At 71.0% G+C, this 19,877-nt stretch carries 14 protein-coding genes; 9 read left to right on the forward strand and 5 right to left on the reverse strand.

What is annotated here, in order from left to right; translation table 11 throughout:
- The first annotated feature begins 304 nt into the window (after positions 1 to 304).
- The 4 genes from OG627_RS31815 (at position 305) to OG627_RS31830 (ending at position 3,842) form a co-directional block, all read left to right on the forward strand.
- The gene (locus tag OG627_RS31815; protein ID WP_329073114.1) at positions 305 to 1,813 is read left to right on the forward strand and encodes an FGGY-family carbohydrate kinase; all 1,509 of its coding nucleotides are present in this window, start codon (positions 305 to 307) and stop codon (positions 1,811 to 1,813) included.
- Positions 1,810 to 2,445, forward strand: a complete 636-nt coding sequence (locus tag OG627_RS31820; protein WP_329071063.1) for a histidine phosphatase family protein — start codon at positions 1,810 to 1,812, stop codon at positions 2,443 to 2,445. The genes OG627_RS31815 and OG627_RS31820 overlap by 4 nt, the downstream gene beginning before the upstream one ends.
- Positions 2,446 to 2,510: 65 nt before the next feature.
- Complete coding sequence (locus OG627_RS31825) at positions 2,511 to 2,768, forward strand: hypothetical protein (RefSeq protein ID WP_329071064.1); 258 nt, start codon at positions 2,511 to 2,513, stop codon at positions 2,766 to 2,768.
- A 201-nt stretch (positions 2,769 to 2,969) separates the two neighbouring features.
- Positions 2,970 to 3,842, forward strand: a complete 873-nt coding sequence (locus tag OG627_RS31830) for a S1 family peptidase (RefSeq protein ID WP_329071065.1) — start codon at positions 2,970 to 2,972, stop codon at positions 3,840 to 3,842.
- A gap of 112 nt (positions 3,843 to 3,954) precedes the next feature.
- Here OG627_RS31830 and OG627_RS31835 read toward each other — a convergent pair whose 3' ends face one another.
- The 3 genes from OG627_RS31835 to OG627_RS31845 all read right to left on the reverse strand — a co-directional run bounded on the left by OG627_RS31835 (position 3,955) and on the right by OG627_RS31845 (position 8,548).
- Positions 3,955 to 4,176 (reverse strand): hypothetical protein, encoded by a 222-nt coding sequence (locus OG627_RS31835; protein WP_329071066.1) that lies wholly within the window; start codon positions 4,174 to 4,176, stop codon positions 3,955 to 3,957.
- Positions 4,177 to 4,193: 17 nt separating this feature from the next.
- Complete coding sequence (locus OG627_RS31840) at positions 4,194 to 5,990, reverse strand: glycoside hydrolase family 43 protein (RefSeq protein ID WP_329071068.1); 1,797 nt, start codon at positions 5,988 to 5,990, stop codon at positions 4,194 to 4,196.
- Between the two features lie 137 nt (positions 5,991 to 6,127).
- Entirely contained in the window at positions 6,128 to 8,548 is a 2,421-nt protein-coding gene (locus tag OG627_RS31845) for a glycoside hydrolase family 36 protein (RefSeq protein ID WP_329071069.1), read from the reverse strand.
- A 55-nt stretch (positions 8,549 to 8,603) separates the two neighbouring features.
- On the opposite strand from OG627_RS31845, the gene OG627_RS31850 reads away from it, so the two are divergent.
- From OG627_RS31850 to OG627_RS31870, 5 genes are all read left to right on the forward strand, one after another.
- Positions 8,604 to 9,662, forward strand: a complete 1,059-nt coding sequence (locus tag OG627_RS31850; RefSeq protein WP_329071071.1) for a LacI family DNA-binding transcriptional regulator — start codon at positions 8,604 to 8,606, stop codon at positions 9,660 to 9,662.
- 45 nt (positions 9,663 to 9,707) lie between these two features.
- Positions 9,708 to 11,030, forward strand: a complete 1,323-nt coding sequence (locus OG627_RS31855; RefSeq protein ID WP_329071072.1) for an ABC transporter substrate-binding protein — start codon at positions 9,708 to 9,710, stop codon at positions 11,028 to 11,030.
- A gap of 113 nt (positions 11,031 to 11,143) precedes the next feature.
- Positions 11,144 to 12,067, forward strand: a complete 924-nt coding sequence (locus OG627_RS31860; RefSeq protein ID WP_329071074.1) for a carbohydrate ABC transporter permease — start codon at positions 11,144 to 11,146, stop codon at positions 12,065 to 12,067.
- Positions 12,068 to 12,159: 92 nt separating this feature from the next.
- Complete coding sequence (locus OG627_RS31865; RefSeq protein WP_329073116.1) at positions 12,160 to 12,975, forward strand: carbohydrate ABC transporter permease; 816 nt, start codon at positions 12,160 to 12,162, stop codon at positions 12,973 to 12,975.
- A gap of 114 nt (positions 12,976 to 13,089) precedes the next feature.
- On the forward strand, positions 13,090 to 15,573 hold the full coding sequence (locus OG627_RS31870) for a CBM35 domain-containing protein (RefSeq protein WP_329073118.1): 2,484 nt from the start codon (positions 13,090 to 13,092) through the stop codon (positions 15,571 to 15,573).
- An 80-nt stretch (positions 15,574 to 15,653) separates the two neighbouring features.
- Here the strand turns inward: OG627_RS31870 and OG627_RS31875 are convergent, their stop codons facing one another.
- Both OG627_RS31875 and OG627_RS31880 read right to left on the reverse strand, forming a co-directional pair.
- Complete coding sequence (locus OG627_RS31875) at positions 15,654 to 17,693, reverse strand: RICIN domain-containing protein (protein ID WP_329071075.1); 2,040 nt, start codon at positions 17,691 to 17,693, stop codon at positions 15,654 to 15,656.
- Between the two features lie 111 nt (positions 17,694 to 17,804).
- Positions 17,805 to 19,856 carry a beta-galactosidase gene (locus OG627_RS31880; RefSeq protein WP_329071076.1) on the reverse strand — a complete coding sequence of 684 codons (2,052 nt, stop codon included), beginning with the start codon at positions 19,854 to 19,856 and terminating at the stop codon, positions 17,805 to 17,807.
- Positions 19,857 to 19,877 lie beyond the last annotated feature (21 nt).

The raw sequence follows: 19,877 nt of genomic DNA on the forward strand, positions 1-19,877 counted from the left end.
AGTAACATCAAGTTCTGAGGATATAACATAGTTTTTTGATGTACCGTCGGCAGTGTTCACCACGGACACGCACCGGTCAACCCTTCGGCCGACGCGTGGAAGACCCCGGCGACACGTACCTCACCAGGCGTGACAAGCCGAGCGCGGCTCCGCGACCGGCCGCCGGCGCACCCGGCCGAACGCGTGGCCGCGGGTGTGAAAAGCCGCACGGGTGAAAGGCATGAAGGGTGCGGAACGCGGCGCGTGCCGAACACGGTGGGGGATCGCCGGCCGACGAGAAGGCGGACCAGTGACGGACCTTGAGATGGGCCCGGCGACCACGGGCGGACTGACGGACGCACGCCACCAGGACGTGTGGATGGGCGTCGACCTCGGGACCCAGAGCGTCCGCGCCCTGGCCGTCACCGACGACGGCCGGGTGCTCGGGCGCGGCTCCGCCCCGCTCACCGGCCACCGCGACGGCGACCGGCACGAACAGCACCCGTCCGACTGGTGGGAAGGCACCGTCACCGCGCTCTCCCGGGCCCTGCGCGGCATCCCCGCCACCCGGGTCCGCGGGGTGGCGGTGTGCTCCACCTCCGGCACCGTCCTGCTGGCCGACCCCGCCGGGGAGCCGCTGACACCCGCGCTGATGTACGACGACGGCCGGGCGGGGGAGCAGGCCCGGCGCGCCCAGGAGGCGGGCGACGAGGTGTGGCGCGCGCTGGGCCACCGGATCCAGCCGACCTGGGCGCTCGCCAAGCTGCTGTGGCTGGCCGGGAATCCGGCGGACGGCCGGCCGCCGTGGTGGCCCGGCGCCCGCGTCTGCCACCAGGCGGACTTCGTCACCACCCGGCTGGTGGGACGCCCCGTGCCGACCGACACCAGCCACGCCCTCAAGACCGGCTACGACCTGGCCACCGGCGCCTGGCCCGGCGCCGTCCACGACCGGCTGGGCCTCTCCGGCCTCGACTTCCCGGCCGTCGTCGCCCCCGGCTCCCCGCTCGGTACGGTGTGCGGCGCGGCGGCCGACCGTACCGGACTCGCCGAGGGCACCCCCGTCGTCGCGGGCATGACCGACGGCTGCGCGGCGCAGCTCGGCTCGGGCGCCTGGGAGGTCGGGCAGTGGAACACCGTCCTCGGCACCACTCTCGTCCTCAAAGGCGTCACGGCGACCCCGCTGCACGACCCCGCCGGAGTGCTCTACAACCACCTCTCGCCCGACGGCGACTGGCTCCCGGGCGGCGCCTCCAGCGTCGGCGCGGGCGCGCTCACCCTGGCGTTCCCCGGCGCCGACCTGGGCCACCTCGACCGGCTCGCCGCACACCGCGAACCGGCGGGCGCCGTGTCCTACCCGCTGGTCTCGCGCGGCGAACGCTTCCCGTTCCTGGCCGCCGAAGCGGAGGCATTCACCCTCGGCAGGCCCGCCGACGACGCCGACCGGTACGCCGCGCTGCTCCAGGGCGTCGCGCTCGTCGAGCGGCTCGCGCTGTCCTACGTACGCCAGTTGGGCGCGCCCGTCGACGGTCCGCTCACCTTCACCGGCGGCGCCACCCGCAGCGGCTACTGGAACCAGCTGCGCGCCGACATCCTGGGCAGGAACGCCAGGGTCCCGGCGCACACCGACTCCGCCCTGGGCATGGCGGTGCTGGCCGCCCGGGGCGTGCGCGGCGAGACCCCGCCCCGTGGCATGGTGCGTATCCGTACGGTCCTGGAACACCGGCCACGGGTCGGGGCGCGCTTCGCCGAGCCCTTCGCCACGCTGGTCGACGCACTCGAACAACGCGGCTGGCTGCCCCCGGAGACGGCCGCCCACGCACGGGAGCACGGATGACACACACCCCTCGCACCACTCTCTTCCTGGCCCGGCACGGCGAGACCGTCTGGCACGAGGAGAACCGGTACGCCGGCGTCAGCGACATCGCCCTGACCCCGCGCGGGACCGAACAGGCCGAGGATCTCGGCGCGTGGGCGGCGGGCGCCGCTCTGGACGCGATCGTGACCTCGCCCCTGTCGCGGGCCCGGCGTACGGCGGCGCCCGCCGTCCTGGTGACGGGTCTGGAGGCCGGGGTGGACTCGGATCTGGCCGAACTCGGCTTCGGACTGGCCGAGGGCAGAACCCTCGCCGAAGTCCGGGCGTCGCATCCGGAGCGCTGCGCGGCGTTCCTCCGCGACCCGGCCGCCCACCCGCTGCCGGGCGGGGAGGACCCCGCCGCAGCGGCGGCCCGGGGCGTCGCCGCGCTGCTCCGGCTGGCGGACCGTCACCCGGGCGGCCGGGTGCTGGTGGTCGCGCACGGCACGCTGCTGCGGCTGGTGCTCTGCCGGCTGCTCTCCATCCCGCCGAGTGAGTACCGGAGGGTGTTCCCCGCGCCGCTGAACTGCGCGGTCACCGAACTCCGGATGGCGGACGGTCAGGCGGCTCTGATGTCGTACAACGTCCCCACCGCCCGGGTCGCGCGCGGCTGAAACGCGGACAAAGGGGCCGGACGGCGTGCCCTCGGGCGCTCCCGCTCGTTGTATGGATCATGAACGTGCAACGCATTCTCACCGCCGCCGCTGCCGGCTCCGCGCTCCTCGCCGCCGTCGCTCCCGCCGCCCTGGCCGCCCCTGGCGACCTCGGATCCACCCTGAACAGCACCGCGCAGACCGCCGTCGCCGTCGGCACGGAGGCCAAGCCGGTGCTCGACGCGGTCGCCGGGGACAAGGTCAACAAGAAGGTCGGCGCCGTCAAGAGCGCCGTCCAGGCGGGGTCCGACGCGGTCAAGGCCGGTAACGACCTCATCAACTAGTAAGTACCGCTCGACCTTTCTCGGCCTTCTCGTACCGCCCGACGGAGCGGGACACCGGGAGCGTGATCCTCGCGATCCGCCCCCGGTGTCCCGCTCTTCGTGCTGCCGAGGCGTGGTTGCCCCCCGACGTACATGAGTCAACAATGCTCAATGCTCATGACAAGTCACCGAAAGATCTTCGGTCACAGAGGGGACCCCACATTGAGAAAGCCTCTCCTCGGCGCGCTCCTCGCCGTACTGCTCCTCGGAACGGGCGCGGCACCCGCGATGGCCACAAGCCATGAAGCGGGCGCGTCCACCCGAACCGTCCAGGCCGCGGCCCCGGCCCAGGAGGCCGTCGCGGCGGTCGACTTCGCCGGAACGGTGGCGCTCAGCAACTGTTCCGGCTCCGTCGTGCGTACCCCCGGATCCCTGTCCACCGATCCCGCTCTCGTGCTGTCCAACGGCCACTGCCTGGAGACCGGATTCCCCGCCGCCGGTCAGGTCATCGTCAACCAGGCGTCCACCCGTACCTTCACCCTGCTGAACTCCGCCGGCACCGGAGTCGCGACGCTGCGCGCCAGCAAGGTCGCGTACGCGACGATGACCGACACCGATGTCTCGCTGTACCAACTCACCAGCACCTACGCCCAGATACAGAGCGCGTACGGAATATCGGCGCTGGAGCTGAACTCCGTGCGGCCCACCCAGGGCACCGCCATCAAGGTGGTCTCCGGCTACTGGAAGCGCATCTACAGCTGCTCCATCGACGGCTTCGCCTATCAGCTGAAGGAGGGGAGCTGGACCTGGAAGGACTCGGTCCGCTACACCTCCTCCTGCAACACGATCGGCGGCACCTCGGGCTCGCCCGTGATCGACGACGCCACCGGCAAGGTCGTCGCCGTCAACAACACCGGTAACGAGGACGGCGCGCGCTGCACCGTCAACAACCCGTGTGAGGTGGCCGAGAACGGTACGGTCACCGTGCGCCGGGGCATCAACTACGCCCAGCAGACCTACGGGATCGTGGCCTGCGTCGGCTCGGGCAGCCAGATCGACCTGAGCCGTACGGGGTGCACCCTGCCGAAACCGTAACGGCCCGCCCCCGCACGACGGCCCGAAGGGGCCGCGGTCCGCACCCGTACAGAGGCGCCGCCGGGTCACCCGGCGGCGCCTCCCACGTATTGACGCTCCTCGCCACCGCTGACTAGGGTCGCACCCGCCGCGATTTTACCGGTAAAAATCCCTTGAGCACGCAGGAGCCGCCACCGTGCGACACCGGAGCACTGTCAACCGCGCCTGGCGCTTCGCCCTCGGTGAGCACCCGGGGGCGCAGCGCGAGGACTTCGACGACGCCGACTGGCAGGAGGTCGGCCTGCCGCACTCCTTCAGCCTCACGCTCGACGAGCGGCAGCTGTCCGGTGAGCACGCCTTCTCCGGGGGCCTCTACCGGGACGTATGGCTCGACACCATGAGCCCGCTGCACGTGGACTGGTACGGAACCCGTGTCACCACACCCGGGCTGGACCGGGACGAGCCCTCGGTGTGTGTGGAGACGGAGGTGCGCAACGCCGGCGAGCGCCCGGTCCGCGCCCGGCTGATCACCCGCGTCCTTGCCACCCTGGAGTCGGAGGAGTCGGAGGAGTCGAAGTAGTGGATGTCCGGGTCGGCGGTGAGACCCGGCAGCACCGGGCTGCGCATGTGCAGTGCCGTCACGGTCCAGACCCTGCTGGTCCCGTCCGCCGCCGTCACGGTGTACGTCCGCGGGGTGCGGAAGTCGCGCCGGGTGCCCGAGGCCGGGCTGATCCTCGCCCCCGCCCCCAGGCTGAACGCCGGTGCCAGCGTGTCCAGTTCGGTGCCGGGATCCAGCGGCAGGGTGATCTTCGCCGCCGCCTCGTCGACCATCGCGTACGCCTTGAGGCCCGGCACCGTGGCATCGGCGACCGACGCCGTGGCCGCGTGGGCGCCGAGCAGCCGCTCGTACTCGGCGGCCGTCACCGGCAGTACGGTGCCGTGCCGGGGGTTCACCGGGAGTTCGAAGTTCTCCGACATGGTCCACTTGCCCGAGTCGAGGTCGGTGGTCTCGAAGGGGATGTAGCCGCGTCCGCCGAACTCGTCGATGAACAGGTACCACTTCTCCTCGGTGTTGGATTTGAAGACCGTCGGTCCCTCGCCCTGGCTGATCGAGCCCTTGCCGATGCAGTCGGCGACGAAGTCGTAGGACGTCGAGCGCAGATCGGTGGACTTCTCCGCCGTGATGAACTTCGAGCAGGGGGTGGTCGAGGAGGCGTTCCGCTCGTCCTTCGTGAAGCGGTAGTAGCTGCCGTTGTGGCTGATCACGGTCGAGTCGATCACCGAGTAGCCGGGGTCGCTCCACACCTCGGGCTCGCTGAAGGTGCGGAAGTCCCTGGTGGTGGCGTACAGCATCTTGTTGTAGGTGGAGCCGGTGTGCTGCGGGTCGTCGTCGGCGTAGATCTTCGACGCCCAGAAGACCACGTACGCGTTCAGCGACGCGTCGTAGTACGCCTCGGGGGCCCAGGTGTTGCCCGCCGTGTCGGGGGCGACCTTCACCAGCCGCTGATCGGTCCAGTTCACCAGGTCCGTGGACTCCCACACCATGATCGACTTGCTGCCGGTGCGCTGCACCTGGTCCCAGTCGCCGTTGCCGTAGATCCTGAGATCGGTGGCGATCTGGTAGAACTTGTCGCCCTCGGGGGAGCGGATGATGAACGGGTCGCGCAGCCCCTTGGTGCCCAGCTCCGAACTGAGTACGGGCTTGCCGCCGTTGAGCTCCCGCCAGTGCAGCGGATCGTTGCCCCGGCTGAGCGCCATCCTGATCTGCTCACCGTCGGCGGCGCTGTCCCCGGTGAAGTAGGTGAACGCGTAACCGGTGTAGTCCTGCCGCACCGGCAGCTCGGGCACGGTGGCCGGGAACACCCGGGTGGTGCGCGCCGTGCCCCGGGTGACCGTCGCGGTGAGCTTGACGCGCGCCGGGCCCGCGCCGTGCCGGGGGCGGTGGACGAGCCCGGTCGTGCCGATGACCTTCGGCCGGTCGGACCGCCAGCTGACGGTGGTCGCGTGGTCGCCGGTGGTCGGCAGGGTCAGATGACCGCGTACGTCGTCGAGGCCGTGGAGTGTGATCCCCTCGGCGGCGAGCCGGGTGGCGGACTTGTCGTCGTTCCCGGCGGACTCGGCGTGTGCCGGTCCGCCGGGGACGGCGAGCAGACTCAGGAACAGTGACAACAGGGGAATGAAGGCTCTTCGTGCGGTGCGGGGGCGCATGGAGTTCCTCCCGAGAGGGTTCCTGTGGGGTATTGCGCGTTCCTGTTGGAACTGCCGTCCCGAAGTGTTGTCAGTTGTTCGACGCAGCGTCAACCGTTCTACAGGGACCGATCCGTGGCGAAAGTTTTCGACGCGCCCGTGGGGACCGCGCCCGTGGGGACCGCGCCCGCGCGGGCCTCGGCGGGAGCAGCCGCGGACAGCCGTACGAGCAGACAGGCGGGGGCGGCCGGCAGCTCGACGGCGAGTTCCGCGCGGTCCGCCAGCCACCGCGCGGAGCCGGCGGGAGCGGCGGGATGCAGGATCTCGGCGCGCACGTCGCGGCCCGCGAGATGCGGTACGGGCAGCACGCGCCCGGTGGAGCCGTCCCTGCGCCAGACCGACAGATACGTCGTGCCGCCCGCCCGCAGCCCGAGCGCGCACCAGTCGTCGGCCCACCCCGGCAGGCCCAGCGGCCAGAAGGGCAGGGCGCCGGGCAGGTCGCCCCGTACCGTCTTGTACGCGGTCACCGCCTGCTGGACCAGGGCGAGCCGGTCCGGTGACATCCGGTCCAGATGGCCCGAGAGATGGATCCGGCCGAGCAGCGCGCCGCCCAGCGTGAAGGAGATCTCGTCCGCGCTGTACTCCGGCTGCGGATAGGCCCAGACCGCGCCCTGTTCCGGCGGGACGGCCGTCGGCGCGGAGGCGGCGATCGGCGGGTAGTACAGCGGGTCCTGCTGGTCGCTGGTCGACTGGATCTGGGCGACGGCGAGCGACGCGCCGTCCATCCGCATCCCGCCGGACGCGCAGTTCTCCACCACCAGGTCCGGGTAGCGGTCGAGGACGGTGGAGAGCCAGTCCAGATACGCGCGGGTGTGACCGAGCAGTCCGCCGCCGGGCGAGATGTCCCCGGGGCCCTGTGTCCCCGGTGCCACGGCGATGTTGTAGTCGAGCTTGAGATAGCCCACGCCCCACTCGCCGACGATCCGGTCGATGGTCCCGTCGAGATGCGCGCGGGCCGCCGGGTGGCGCAGATCCAGCTGGTGGCGGCCGTGTTCGGTGATCCGGACGCCGTCGCGCTGGAAGAACGCGTCGGCGGGCAGGGTCTCGGCGACCGGGCTGCGTACGCCGACGACCTCGGGCTCCAGCCAGAGCCCGGGGACCATGCCCCGCTCGCGAATGCGCCCGAGAACCACCTGGATGCCGCCGCCGGGGAAGCGGCGGTCCGAGGGCAGCCACGCGCCGACACTGTCCCACCAGCCCTTCGCGTCGTCGTCGTACCAGCCGGAGTCGATGCAGAAGTACTCCGCGCCCGCCTCGGCGGCGGCGTCGATCAGCGGCAGCAGCTTCTCGGTGGTGGGGTCGCCCATGAGGGTGTTCATGTAGTCGTTGAAGATCACGGGCAGCGCGGTGTGGTCACGGTGCGGGCGGCGGATCGCCCGGCGGTACGAGGTGAGGTGGGCGAGGGCGTCCTCGAAGCCCGAGCCCAGCGCGAGGGCCGCCGGGACGGTGGTGAACTCCTCGCCGGGGCCGAGGCGTTCACGCCACTGGTGCTCGGCGTCGGTGGGTCCGTTCAGCGCCAGGTAGGAGGAGCCCGCGCGTTCGCCGGTGTCCCAGCGCCAGCCGGCGGCCGACTCGATCTGCCAGAGCCAGGCGCGCCCGGCGGTGCGGTCCGTGCCGCCTGCGCCGCCCGCGCGGTGGGTGCCGCTCGTGCCGCTTGTGTCGCCCGTGCCGCCTGCGCCGCCCGCGCGGTGAGTGCCGCTCGTACCGCCTGTGCCGCCTGTGTCGCTCGTGCCGTCCGTACGTCCGGTGTTCGCGCGGTGGTCCGTGCCGTCGGCGTGCTCGGTGAGGCCGCCCATCGGGAGATGGCCGTCGCTGGGCCAGCTGCCGCGTCCGGCGAGGGAGAGGGCGGCGCGGCTGTCGTGCTCGTGGGCCTCGTGGTTGAGCGCCGCGACGGTGTCACGCAGCGGCTCCCGGTACCAACGGCACTCCGCCAGCCAGTCGTTGCGGGCCCGGTGGACGTCCAGGGAGTCGGGGGAGGGGAGGGTGCCCACGACGAGGCTGCTGACGGACTGGACCACCAGCGGCCGCGCGCCCTCGTTGCGGAGCCGGACCTCACCGCGCAGCACGGACACCCCGTCGGGGGAGGAGTAGCGCACCTCGGCCGTCAACCCGGAGTCCGGGTCGTGCAGTTCGACGCCGAGCCGGTGCCAGTCACCCTCGCGTACGGCCCGGTGCGCGCGGTACCGCAGCCGGGAGCCGAGGGCGCCGTCGAGGAAACGCTGCCCCGACCAGCCGCTGCCGTGCCCGAGGGCCGATATCTCGACCAGCGGGAGCGGCGCTCCGGGGGCAGCGGGGAGGACGGCGGAGTCGTCGGGGCGGGCCAGCCGGGTCATCCTCAGTGTGCCGTCGGGGGCGGTGGCGAACTCCGTTTCGAGAGCCGAATGGCCCCAAGTGAACTTCACCCGGGTGTGGTTCGCTGCCTGTCCGGTCAACGTGCCCCTCCTGATCCCGCTTCTACCAGCGGATTGCGTCCGGCCCATGAATCCATCGTTACGGTCTCTTGACGCGGTCATTGTGACCGGTCACAATCCTGGCATGAATGTGACCGGTCACACAAGGAAGCCGGCGGGCACGGCACCCAGCATCAGGGACGTCGCCGCGGCGGCCGAGGTGTCGTACCAGACCGTCTCCCGCGTGATCAACGGCCATCCCAGTGTGAAGCCGTCGACCCGCGAGCGCGTCCTCGCCGCCATCGAGGAGCTGGGGTTCCGACGCAGCGCCACCGCGCACGCGCTGGCCAGCGGCCGGTCCCGGTCGGTCACCGTACTCACCGCGAACACCACACACTACGGCTACGCGGCCATCCTCCAGGGCATCGAGGAGGAGGCCCGCCGCGCCGCGTACTCCATGGGCATCGCGGTGCTGGAGTCGGCCGACGAGACCGCCGTGGACGCGGTGGTGCGGCGCGCGGCGGACACCGGCGGCGGGCTCGTCGTCATCGCGTACGACCCGGCCGGGGTCGGCGCCCTCCGGGCCGTCCCCGCCGGACTGCCGGTCGTGGGGGTGGTCGAGACCCCGGCGAGCCCGCCCGGCGGCGACCGCCCCTGGGTGTGGACCGACGACCGGGCGGCGGCCGAGGAAGCCACCCGGCATCTGCTCTCGCTCGGCCACGAGACCGTGCACTACGTGGCCATACCGTCCAGCACCCGTCGCACCGCCCCGCGTACCGCGGGCTGGCGCACCGCGCTGCGCGAGGCCGGGGCGCCCGAACCGCGCACCATCCAGGGCGGCTGGGGCCCGGCCGGCGGTTACGCGGCGGGCCGGAAGCTCGCCGGGGACCCGGCCGTCACCGCGATCCTGTGCGGCAACGACGATCTCGCGCTCGGCGTGATCCGGGCGCTGCACGAGGCGGGCCGGGCGATCCCCGGCGAGGTGAGTGTGGCCGGCTTCGACGACGCGCCTTCCTCCGCCTACCTCACCCCGTCACTCACCTCCGTACGGCTGGACTTCGCGGGCCTGGGGCGGGCCGCCTTCGGGCTGCTCCACGACGTCGTGGAGCAGTCGGCGCGGGTGGCACCGCATCCGGTGTCCGTACCGGAACTGATCGTCAGGGAAAGCTCAGGCCCGCCGTCGGCCCACCCGGCCCGGCGGTAGGCGCACCCTTCACACCACCCCCTACGCAGCGAGGCGGATCTCACGATGAAGAGAGTTCTACCGGTCCTGGTGCTGATATGCGCCACCGCCCTGACCGCCACCGCGTGCAGCGATCCGACGGTGACGGACGACGGCGCGGACTCCGGGGCCGCCGCGAAGGTCGACCCCACGGCGAGGCTCGACGGTGTGAAACTGACCATGTGGACCGCCCAGAACACCGTCAACGCGCCCCGGCAGGTCATCGACGCCTTCGAGAAGGCCACCGGCGCCAAGGTCGACACCCAGGCCATCCCCGATCTGTACGAGCAGAACGTCCCGACCAAGCTCGCCTCGGGCGACAAGCCGGACCTGATGTTCTGGCAGCCGTCCCTGTCCACACTGCCGTTCATCCAGCCCCGGCAGAATCTGCTCACCCTGGACAGCGAGCCCTGGGTGAGCAAGCTCGGTGACACGGAGAAGTCGCTCGGTGTGGTGGACGGCAAGCGGTACGCCGCGATCGTCACCAGCCCCGCCATGCTCGGCGTCTACTACAACAAAGACGTCTTCCGGAAGGCGGGCATCGCCGAGGCTCGATTCCCCAAGAGCTACGACGAGCTGCTGAAGCTCGGCCACAAGATCAAGGACACGACGGACGCCGCCGCCTTCTACGAGTCGGGCGGCGACAAGTGGCCCATGCAGTGGCAGATGCAGGTGCAGCTCACCGACCTCGACCAGCGGTGGTGGGCGGGCCTCAACAAGAACGAGGAGAAGTGGACCGACCCGGTCGTCGTCAAGGCCGTCACCACCTACAAGGACAAGCTGCTCGGCGCCGGGCTCGCCCAGAAGAACTACCGCACCGGCACCTTCACCGGCTCGGCCGACGCGCTGTGGAAGGGCGAGGCGGGCATGGTCCTCAACGTCACCTCCTTCCAGACGCAGTTGCAGGCGAAGTACAGCACGGCGGAGATCGACCAGAAGATCGGCTGGTTCCCCGTCTCGAACTCCGACGCCACCGGCATGTACTCGCCGGACCAGACCAACGGCGTGGTCGCCTTCAAGACCGGTGACCAGAAGCGGCAGAACGCCGCCCGCCAGTTCCTCGCGTTCTGGCTCGACACCGACTACGCGGACTACATCAAGGCGATGAAGATCCCGTCCGTCCAGCCCGCCGTACCCAGCCCCGACGGGCTCCCGCAGACCTCTCTCGACCAGATCAAGGCGCTGCCCACGGCGAACGGTGTCTTCCAGGCCAAGGCCATCGTCGCGCCCGACACCCACCTTTATCTCGCCGACATGATCTACGGCAAGAAGACCCCCGCGCAGGTGGCGCAGGCGATCCAGGACCAGTTCGCCCAGGTGGCCAAGGCCCAGGGCGCGCCCGGCTTCTGACGGTCGCTCCGCGACCGCGGCTCCCGGACGTCTCCGAACACTCCCGGACGTCTCCGAACGCTCCCACCCGCTTCCACTCGCTTCCACACGTTTCCGTACGAGGGATGTCAGCCGTGGCGGACACAGTCATACGCACCCGCGGGGCCGCGCCGCCCACCCGCGGAGGGAAGAGGCCGGGACGGCTGCCCCGTGCCGCCGTCCACCACCCCTGGTGGTTCGCACTGCCGGCCGTCGCGGTCTTCGCGGCCTTCTTCCTGGTGCCCAACCTGCTCAACTTCTACTACCCGTTCACCAATTGGTCCTCCTACCATCCGGACGTCGCCTTCACCGGCCTCGACAACTTCCGGACGATCGCCGACGACGGCTCCCTGCTGAGGTCCATCAGGACCACCCTCCTGTACGCGGCGCTCGCCGCCCTCTTCCAGAACGGCTTCGGCCTCGGACTCGCGCTCCTCCTCGAAGAGGACTCCCGCTTCAACCGCTTCTTCCGCGCCGTCTTCTTCCTGCCGGTGCTCATCTCGGCGCTCGCCGTCGGCTATGTCTTCCAGGCGCTCCTGGACCAGGACGGCGCGGTCAACGCCGCCCTCGGCACGGACATCCCCTGGCTGGGCTCGACCACCTGGACCGTCGTCCTGGTCTCCGTCATCCACGGCTGGAAGTGGATGGGCCTGGCCATGCTGATCTATCTCGCCGGGCTCAAGGGCATCCCGGGCGACATGCTGGAGGCCGCCAGGGTCGACGGCGCCGGGCCCTGGCGCACCTTCCGGTCCGTGCGCTGGCCGATGCTCGCGCCCGCCCTCACCTTCAATGTCACCACCGCGCTCATCGGCTCGATGAACACCTTCGACATCGTGCAGGCCACCACGGGCGGCGGACCGGCCGCCTCCACCGAGGTCTTCAACATCTACATGTTCCGGATCTTCGGACAGGGGCTGTACGCCCAGGCGTCCGCGATGAGCCTGGTCCTCTTCCTGATCGTCGTGGTCATCGCGGTCCCGCTCGTCGTCGGGCTGCGCCGAAGGGAGCAGATGCTGTGACCGGCACGCTCGGCACACTCCCCGGAACCAGTGGAACCAGTGGAGGCCGTGGAACCAGCGGCACCAGCGGGAACCGCGGCACCGGGCCGCGGCTGTGGCGTCGCGCCCGCCCGGCCCTGGTCGTCCTGCTCGCCGGGCTCGCCATCGGCGTACCGCTGTGGCTGGTGCTCGTCACCTCCGCCAAGCCGCAGGGCGAGGCGGTACGGCCCAACCTCGATCCGCCGCGCCACTGGCAGCCCGCCGACAACTACGCGGACGCCGTCGGACAGGGCGAGATGTTCCGCGGCTTCTTCAACTCCCTTCTCGTCGTGGTGCCTTCGGTGGCGCTGGTGCTGATCCTCGGCGCCGGGGCGGCCTGGGTCTTCGCCCGCCGCTCCTCGAAGCTCGTCTCGGCCGCGTACGCCCTGACCATCAGCGGGCTGCTGCTGCCGCCCGCCGTGATCACCATCGTCATGGAGCTGCGCCAGCTCGGCCTGGCCGGCACCAGACCCGGCATGATCGCCGTCTACACCGGGATGTATCTGTCCACCTCGGTCTTCTTCATGACCGGGTTCATCAGAACCATCCCCACCGAGCTGGAGGAAGCGGCCCGCATCGACGGCGCCGGGCCCACGCGGATCTTCCTGCGGATCATCCTGCCGCTGCTGCGGCCGGTGATCGCCACCGCGACGATCATGGTGATGCTCTACGCCTGGAGCGACATCTTCTACGCCTTCTTCGTCCTCGGCGGCGGAGACGGGGCGACCCTGCCGATCAATCTCTACCAGGTCGCCGGCGCCCAGCTGTACCTCAACAACTGGCACCTCATCTTCGCGTACGTCGTGGTGATGAGCCTGCCCATGGTCGCCGTGTTCCTGGTGGCCCAGCGCAAGATCGTGTCCGGAATCACCAGTGGAGCCGTGAAGTAGCAACTGGAGGTCCAAATGAGCACATCCCCCCGCACCTTCCGACCGGCGCGTGGCGCCGGAAGGACCAGACACCGGGCGTCGACCATCCTCGGCGCGACCCTGCTCGGAGCAGCCATGACCGCCGGATTCCTGCCCGCCGCACACGCCGACCAGCTGCCCGCGCCGGACGGCACCCGGACCGCCGCCGCCCAGCGCGTCACCGTCGACCTCGCCGCGTCCGAGGGAGAGGTGCTGCGCGGCGCGAACGGCGCGCTGTACGGACTGAGCGACGACGGGGTGCCGAGCGACGCCGCGCTCGCCCCGCTCAAGCTCACCACCGTCTCCCAGAAGGCCGAGGGCGGCGCCCAGCACCCCAACGGCGACGCCGTCACCGTCTCCAAGTCGTTCTTCCGCAACGGCGGCGGCGACGTCCTGGTGATGATGCAGGACATCTACGCCCAGTGGCCCTACGAGGACCTCGGCATCGACGACTACCTCACCAAGGTCGACAAGATCGCCCGCGATGTGGCGAACGCGCCCAACAGCGAGCACTTCATCTACGTCCCGTTCAACGAGCCCGACCAGATCTGGTACAACCTGGGCGTCTCCGACCAGGCGACGTACCAGACCAACCGGGACCGCTTCCTCAAGGACTGGAAGACCGTCTACCAGCGCATCCGCGCGATCGACCCGGACGCTAGGATCGCCGGCCCCAACGAAGCCGGGTACCACACCCGGCTGCTGACCGACTTCCTCACCTTCGCGAAGAAGGAGAACGTCCTGCCGGAGGTCACCACCTGGCACGAGCTGAGCCCCTCCTCCCTGCGCGACTTCCAGGGCCACTTCGACACCTACCGCGCCATCGAGAAGAGCGTCGGGATCACCCCCCGCACGATCAACATCAACGAGTACGCCAACCGGCGCGACCTGTCCGTACCGGGCCAACTGGTGCAGTGGGTCTCGATGTTCGAGCGCAACAAGGTGTACGCGGACCAGGCGTACTGGGACGCTGCCGGCAACCTCGACGGCAATGTCGTCCGTACCAACATCCCCAACGGCGGCTGGTGGTTCTTCCGCTGGTACGCCGGGCTGACCGGCCGCACCGTCAAGGTCACCCCGCCCTCGCTCAACACCGTCGACACACTCCAGGGCCTGGCCTCCCTCGACACCACCCGCAAGCAGGCGCAGGTACTGCTCGGCGGTGCGGCCGGTGACGCGGACGTGGCCGTCCAGCACGTCGACCCGGCGGTCTTCGGCACCTCGGTCACCGCCACGGTCGCCGAGGCCGCCTGGTCCGGGTACGAGGGCCAGCACGCCGCGCCGCGCGTCCTGTCCCGTACGAAGCTGGGCGTCGCAGCCGACGGCTCCGTGACCGTTCCCCTGACCGGCATGAAGCAGATGTCCGCCTACCGGATCGTGCTCGCCCCGGCCGGCTCCGGCACCCCCACCGCCGCCACCGTCCCGTGGTCCGCCTCCTACGAGGCCGAGGACGCCCGCATCACCGGCGGTCAGGTCTACACCCAGGGCACCGTGTCCAACGCCAACGGCTACGCCGCCTCCGGCACCAAGGACGTCGGCTCGCTCAACACCGCCGCCAGCAAGGTCGACTTCACCGTCACCGTCCCCGCCACGGGCAGCTACGACCTGTCCGTCCTGTACGGCAACCAGTCCGGTGCCCCCGCCTCACAACTGCTCTCCGTGGACGGCGGCGCCACGACCAGCGTCGCGTACCCCTCCACCGAGAACTGGACGTACCGCGCGAAGAAGGACCTCACCGTCTCCCTCACCGCCGGCAGCCACACCCTCACCCTCGCCAAGGGCACCGGTGAGGTCACCCTCGACCGGATAGACCTGACCGCGAGCGCCACGCCGTCCGTCTCCTACGAGGCCACCCTCGCCGACATCTCCGGCAGTGTGTCGTACGACTACACCGACGCGTCCGGCACCGGTACCGGCGCGCTCGTGCTGCGCACCGGCGCCTCGGCGGTCTACGACGTGTACGCACCCCGCGACGGGTACTACACGGTGACCTCGCGCGGCTCCGCCGCCGTACAGCTCGCCCTGCACGACGAGACGGTGACCGCCGCCCCCGGCCAGGCCCTGCGCCTGTACCTGGTGGCGGGCAACAACCGCCTCACCGCCACCGGCAGCGCCGCACTGCGTTCGCTGGACGTGACCGGCACCGGATCCACCACCGGCACGCTCGCCCACGACGGCGCCCAGGCGCGGCTGGCCGGCGGGGCGCGGCTGGTGGACAGCGCCAACGCCACCGAGGGCAGCTACATCGGCTGGCTGGGCAACAGCGCCGCCGCCACCGCCACCTTCACCGTGGACGCGCCGCGCGCCGGGAAGTACGTGCTCGTCCTCACGTACGGCCAGAACGACCGGCGCGACAACGGCCACGCGTACAACACCGACATCGTCTCGCGCACCGCGGACGTCTCGATCGGTGGCACCTCCCGGAAGGTGACCTTCAAGAACACCTGGAGCTGGGAGGACTTCTGGACCCTCGGGGTCCCGGTCACCCTCCAGCAGGGCGCCAACACCCTGACCCTGTCCAACGCGTCCGCCTGGGCGCCCAACATCGACCGGATCGAACTGGCCCCGGTGCGCGGCTGACCCTGTCCGTCCCTCTCCGCACACACCGAGGACCGGCCCGCTCCGGGGCCGGTCCTCGGTCGTCGTTCACACGGGTTGCGCTAGGTCAGATCGGTGACCCTCCAGCGCTGGTTCGTACCGGAGTTGGGCTTCCAGACCGAGACCCGGGCGCCCTCGGCGGACGACTGCCCCGCGACCTCCAGCAGCTCACCGCTCGCGGCGTTGACGAAGGTGTAGGTCCCGTCGCCGGTGGTGGACAGGATCCACTGGGCGCCGAGGCCCGGCTTCCCCCGGTCCTTCTCCAGCACCGCCGTACCGGCGCCGACCGCCAGCCGGCTGCCCTCGGCCGGGTTGCGCAGCACATAGCGCTCCCGGTCGCCGGTCCCCTTCGTCACCTTCTCGACGCGCCACCGCTGACCGGCGTCGGCCGCGTCGCCGGTACGGATCACGGTGCCCGTGGCGTCGTCGGAGACGCCGAGCGCCTTGCCGCTGCCCACGCCGGTCAGCCCGTACGTGTGACCCCGCTGGATCGGCGCGGTGTCCTTCGCGACGCCGGACACGCCCGAGATCCGCAGGGTGGTCACCGACCGGGCCGGTACGGTGACGGTCGCACCGCCCTTCGACACGGCGACCGGAGCCCGCTTGACCAGTGCGCCCGAGGCGTCCGTGACGACCGGTGTCACCTTCGCGCCCCCGGCCACCTTGGCGAAGCCGGAGAGGTCGAGGGCGATGTCGCGGGCGCTGTCGGTGTCATTGACGTGGACGACGGTGGCCTCGCGCCCGGAGGCGGAGACGGCCGCCGCGCTGGCGGTGTCGTCGACCCGGACCAGCCGGTCACCGGGACGGATGAAGTGCGTGAAGTTCCGCGCGGTGTCGAACTTGGTGTTCGTCAGGACGGGGCAGCTCTTGAGGGTGTCCTTCGCCGTGCAGCTGAACGGCACCTGGATGGAGCCCCAGTTGCCGCCCTTCGCGGACTCGCCGCCCGGCTTCATGTTGTCGTAGTCCTCCACCGGCTGCCAGAACAGCCAGGCGGTGGGCTCCAGTTCACGCAGATCGTCCACGATGTGCCTGGCCAGCCCCAGCCCCGGCTTCATGCTGGTGAAGTCCTGGCCGTCGCCCCAGTCGCCGTCGACCTCGCTCATCCACAGCGGCTTGTCGGCGCCCTTGGCGATGTCGCGCGCGGTGGTCCTGCCGCCGGTGCCGTAGGTGTGGACGTTGAGCTGCGCGACCAGGTCGCGTACGTCCTGCGGGTAGGACTCCCAGTTACGGGCGAACGTGGTCGGGTTCGTCTCGTCCATGGCGGAGATCACGGCGTCCGTCTTCGACGTGCCGAGCTTCTCGGCCAGCGCCCTGATGACCTGCTGCTGGCGTTCGGGGCCGATGTGCGCGCCCTCCTGCCTGCCGCCCACCGGCTCGCCGTCCGGGCCGAGCGTGGTGCCCCAGTAGGAGGTGTTGGGCTCGTTGAACGGGTCGATGGTGTCGACCTTGATCCGGCTCGACTTCTCCAGCCGCTCCACCGCGCCGGTCAGATAGGCGGCGAAGTCGTCCACCCTGTCGGTGCGCAACTGGTCCTGTCCGGCCTGGAAGTTGCCGGAGACGTAGCCGCTCTCCGTCATGAACCAGGGCGGCGAGTTGGAGAACGCCTCCCAGTGGGTGACGTCCTTCTTGATCCGGTTCACCCACCAGCGCTGGGTGGCGTCGGCGTTGGCGTTCCAGTGGGCGGGGTCGCGCGCCGACCACCAGTCGCGGTCCTCGCGGGTGGTGCCCTCGGGCGCCTGCCACCAGCCCTCGACCGCGCCGCCCGCGCGCAGATAGTCCTTGACGTCGGGGGCGTTGCCACCGCCGATGTTGTACCGGGCGATGTTGAGGGCCAGCCCGTCGTCGCCGAAGACCAGCTTCGCCAGCTTCTCGCGTATCTCCGCCGGGTAGCCGCCGGTCGCGTTGGCGAACCAGACGAGGCTGGTTCCCCAGCCCTCGAACGCGTCCCCCTGGTAGGAGGGGTCGGGCCGTACGGTGACGGTGGAGGCGGCCGGGACGGCCGAGGCGGTCCCGGCCTGCGGACCGCCGGCCAGCACACCGCCGGCGGCGAGGACGACGGCCAGCGCCGCCGCCGGATACCGGAAGGTACGTGGTCTCTTCATCGTGAGGTATTCCCTTGTCCGTGTCGCGTCATCGGGACAGAACCGCAGACGTGCCTGTGCCTGGTGAGGAACCCCCCTCCCGTGCCTTCCCGCGCCGGTCCGGCGCGGACCTCAGCGGCGTACCACCGCCACGCCGCGCGGTCCGAGGACGATCGGCCCCTCGGCGTCATCGCGCGCGCTGCCCGCCGTCCCGGCGAGCAACGTGCCGGCGAAGCCGTCCAGTTCGACGGGCTCGTCGGTGCGGTTGACGAGGAACGCGTACGTGGTGTCGCCGGCGCCCCTGACCACCAGCTCCACCCGGCCGCGCGCGGCCCCGGGCAGTTCACTGGCCACCCCGGCCCGCCCGAGCAGCCGCGCGAGCACACCCCGCAGCCCCTCGGCGCCGAGCCTGGTGGAGACATACGCGGCGGACCCGCCGCCCACCGCGCGCCGGGTGATCGCGGGCCGGCCCGACTGGTCGCCCGTACGGTACGAGGCGAGCACCTCGACGGCGTCGTCCGTGACGGCGATCCGGTCGGTCCACAGCGTGCCCGTGGAACCGTCGTCGAGCGTGACGTCCTGCCCGTCGAGCAGCGGCCCGAACTCCTCGATCCGGATGCCGAGCAGCTCCCGCAGGGCGCCCGGGTAGCCGCCCAGCCAGGCGTGGTCGTTCTCGTCCACCACGCCGGAGAAGTACGTGGTGACCAGATGGCCCCCGCCCTCGACGTAGCCGGTCAGCTCCTTGGCGAGATCGCGCGGCACCACGTGCAGCACCGGCGCCACCACCAGGTCGTAGCCGTCCAACGGGGCGCCCCGGTGGATGACATCGGCCCGTACCCCCAGGGCCAGGAAGGCCGAGTACCAGTCCAGCGCCTCCTGGCGGTAGCGCAGCAGGGAGGTCGGGTGGGAGTCCTGTTCGCTGGCCCACCACGACTCCCAGTCGAAGAGGATGGCCGCGCGCGCGGGCCGCGCGTGGGAGCCCGCCACCTCGGACAGCTCGCCCAGCAGACCGCCGAGGGCGGCCACCGAGCGGAACACCTCGCTGTCGGGACCGGCGTGCGGGACCATCGCCGAGTGGTACTTCTCGGCGCCCGCCGCCGACTGGCGCCACTGGAAGTAGCAGACGGCGTCGGCCCCGTGCGCCACATGGAGCAGCGCGTCGCGCGCCAACTCTCCTTCTCTCTTGGCCACGTTGACCGGCTGCCAGTTCACCGCGCTGGTGGAGTGCTCCATCAGGAACCAGGGGCGTCCGCCGGCTATCGAACCCGTGAGGTTCGCGGAGAACGACAGTTCGTCGAGGCGCTGCGGTCCGGGCAGGGTGTAGTGGTCGTTGGAGATGAAGTCCACCTCGCGGGCCCAGTCGGCGTAGTGCATCCCCTTGGTCTCGCCCATCACCATGAAGTTGGTGGTCACCGGGGTGTCGGGGGTCAGCCGGTACAGCAGGTCGCGCTCGGCCCGCAGATAGTCCTTGAGGGCGTCCGAGGAGAACCGCTTGAAGTCGAGCTGCTGGGTCGGATTGGGGTGCGAGGCGGCCAGCCGGGGCGGCAGGATCTGGTCCCACTCCGTATACCGCTGCGACCAGAAGGCGGTTCCCCAGGCGTGGTTGAGGACCTCGACCGAGCCGTAGCGGTCGCTCAGCCAGGTGCGGAAGGCGCGGGCCGCGTCGTCGGAGTAGTCGTAGACGTTGTGGCAGCCCAGCTCGTTGGAGATGTGCCAGGCGGTGAGCGCGGGGTGGTTCCCGTACCGCTCGGCCATCTTCTCCGCGAGCCGCAGCGCGTACGTACGGAAGACCGGGGAGGTGGGCCGCCAGTGCTGGCGGGCGCCGGGCCACACCGTCTCGCCGGACGCGGTGACCGGCAGGATCTCCGGGTGGAGCGTGGTCAGCCACGGCGGCGGGGAGGCGGTCGCGGTCGCCAGATCCACCGCGATGCCGCCCTCGTGCAGCAGGTCCATGATCTCGTCCAGCCAGCCGAAGTCCCAGCTGTCGGGGGCGGGCTGGATCCGGGCCCAGGAGAAGATGGCGAGGGACACGATGTTCACCCCGGCTTCGCGCATCAGCCGGATGTCCTCGGGCCACACCTCGCGCGGCCACTGCTCCGGGTTGTAGTCGGCGCCGTACGCGAACCGCGGTGTGCGGTCGTCGTGGGGCCGGCGCAGCCAGCGGGGCGACGGGACGCGGGTCATCTTGCTCCTCGGGGAGATATC

The sequence above is a fragment of the Streptomyces sp. NBC_01429 genome, from assembly GCF_036231945.1.
Lineage (GTDB): Bacteria > Actinomycetota > Actinomycetes > Streptomycetales > Streptomycetaceae > Streptomyces.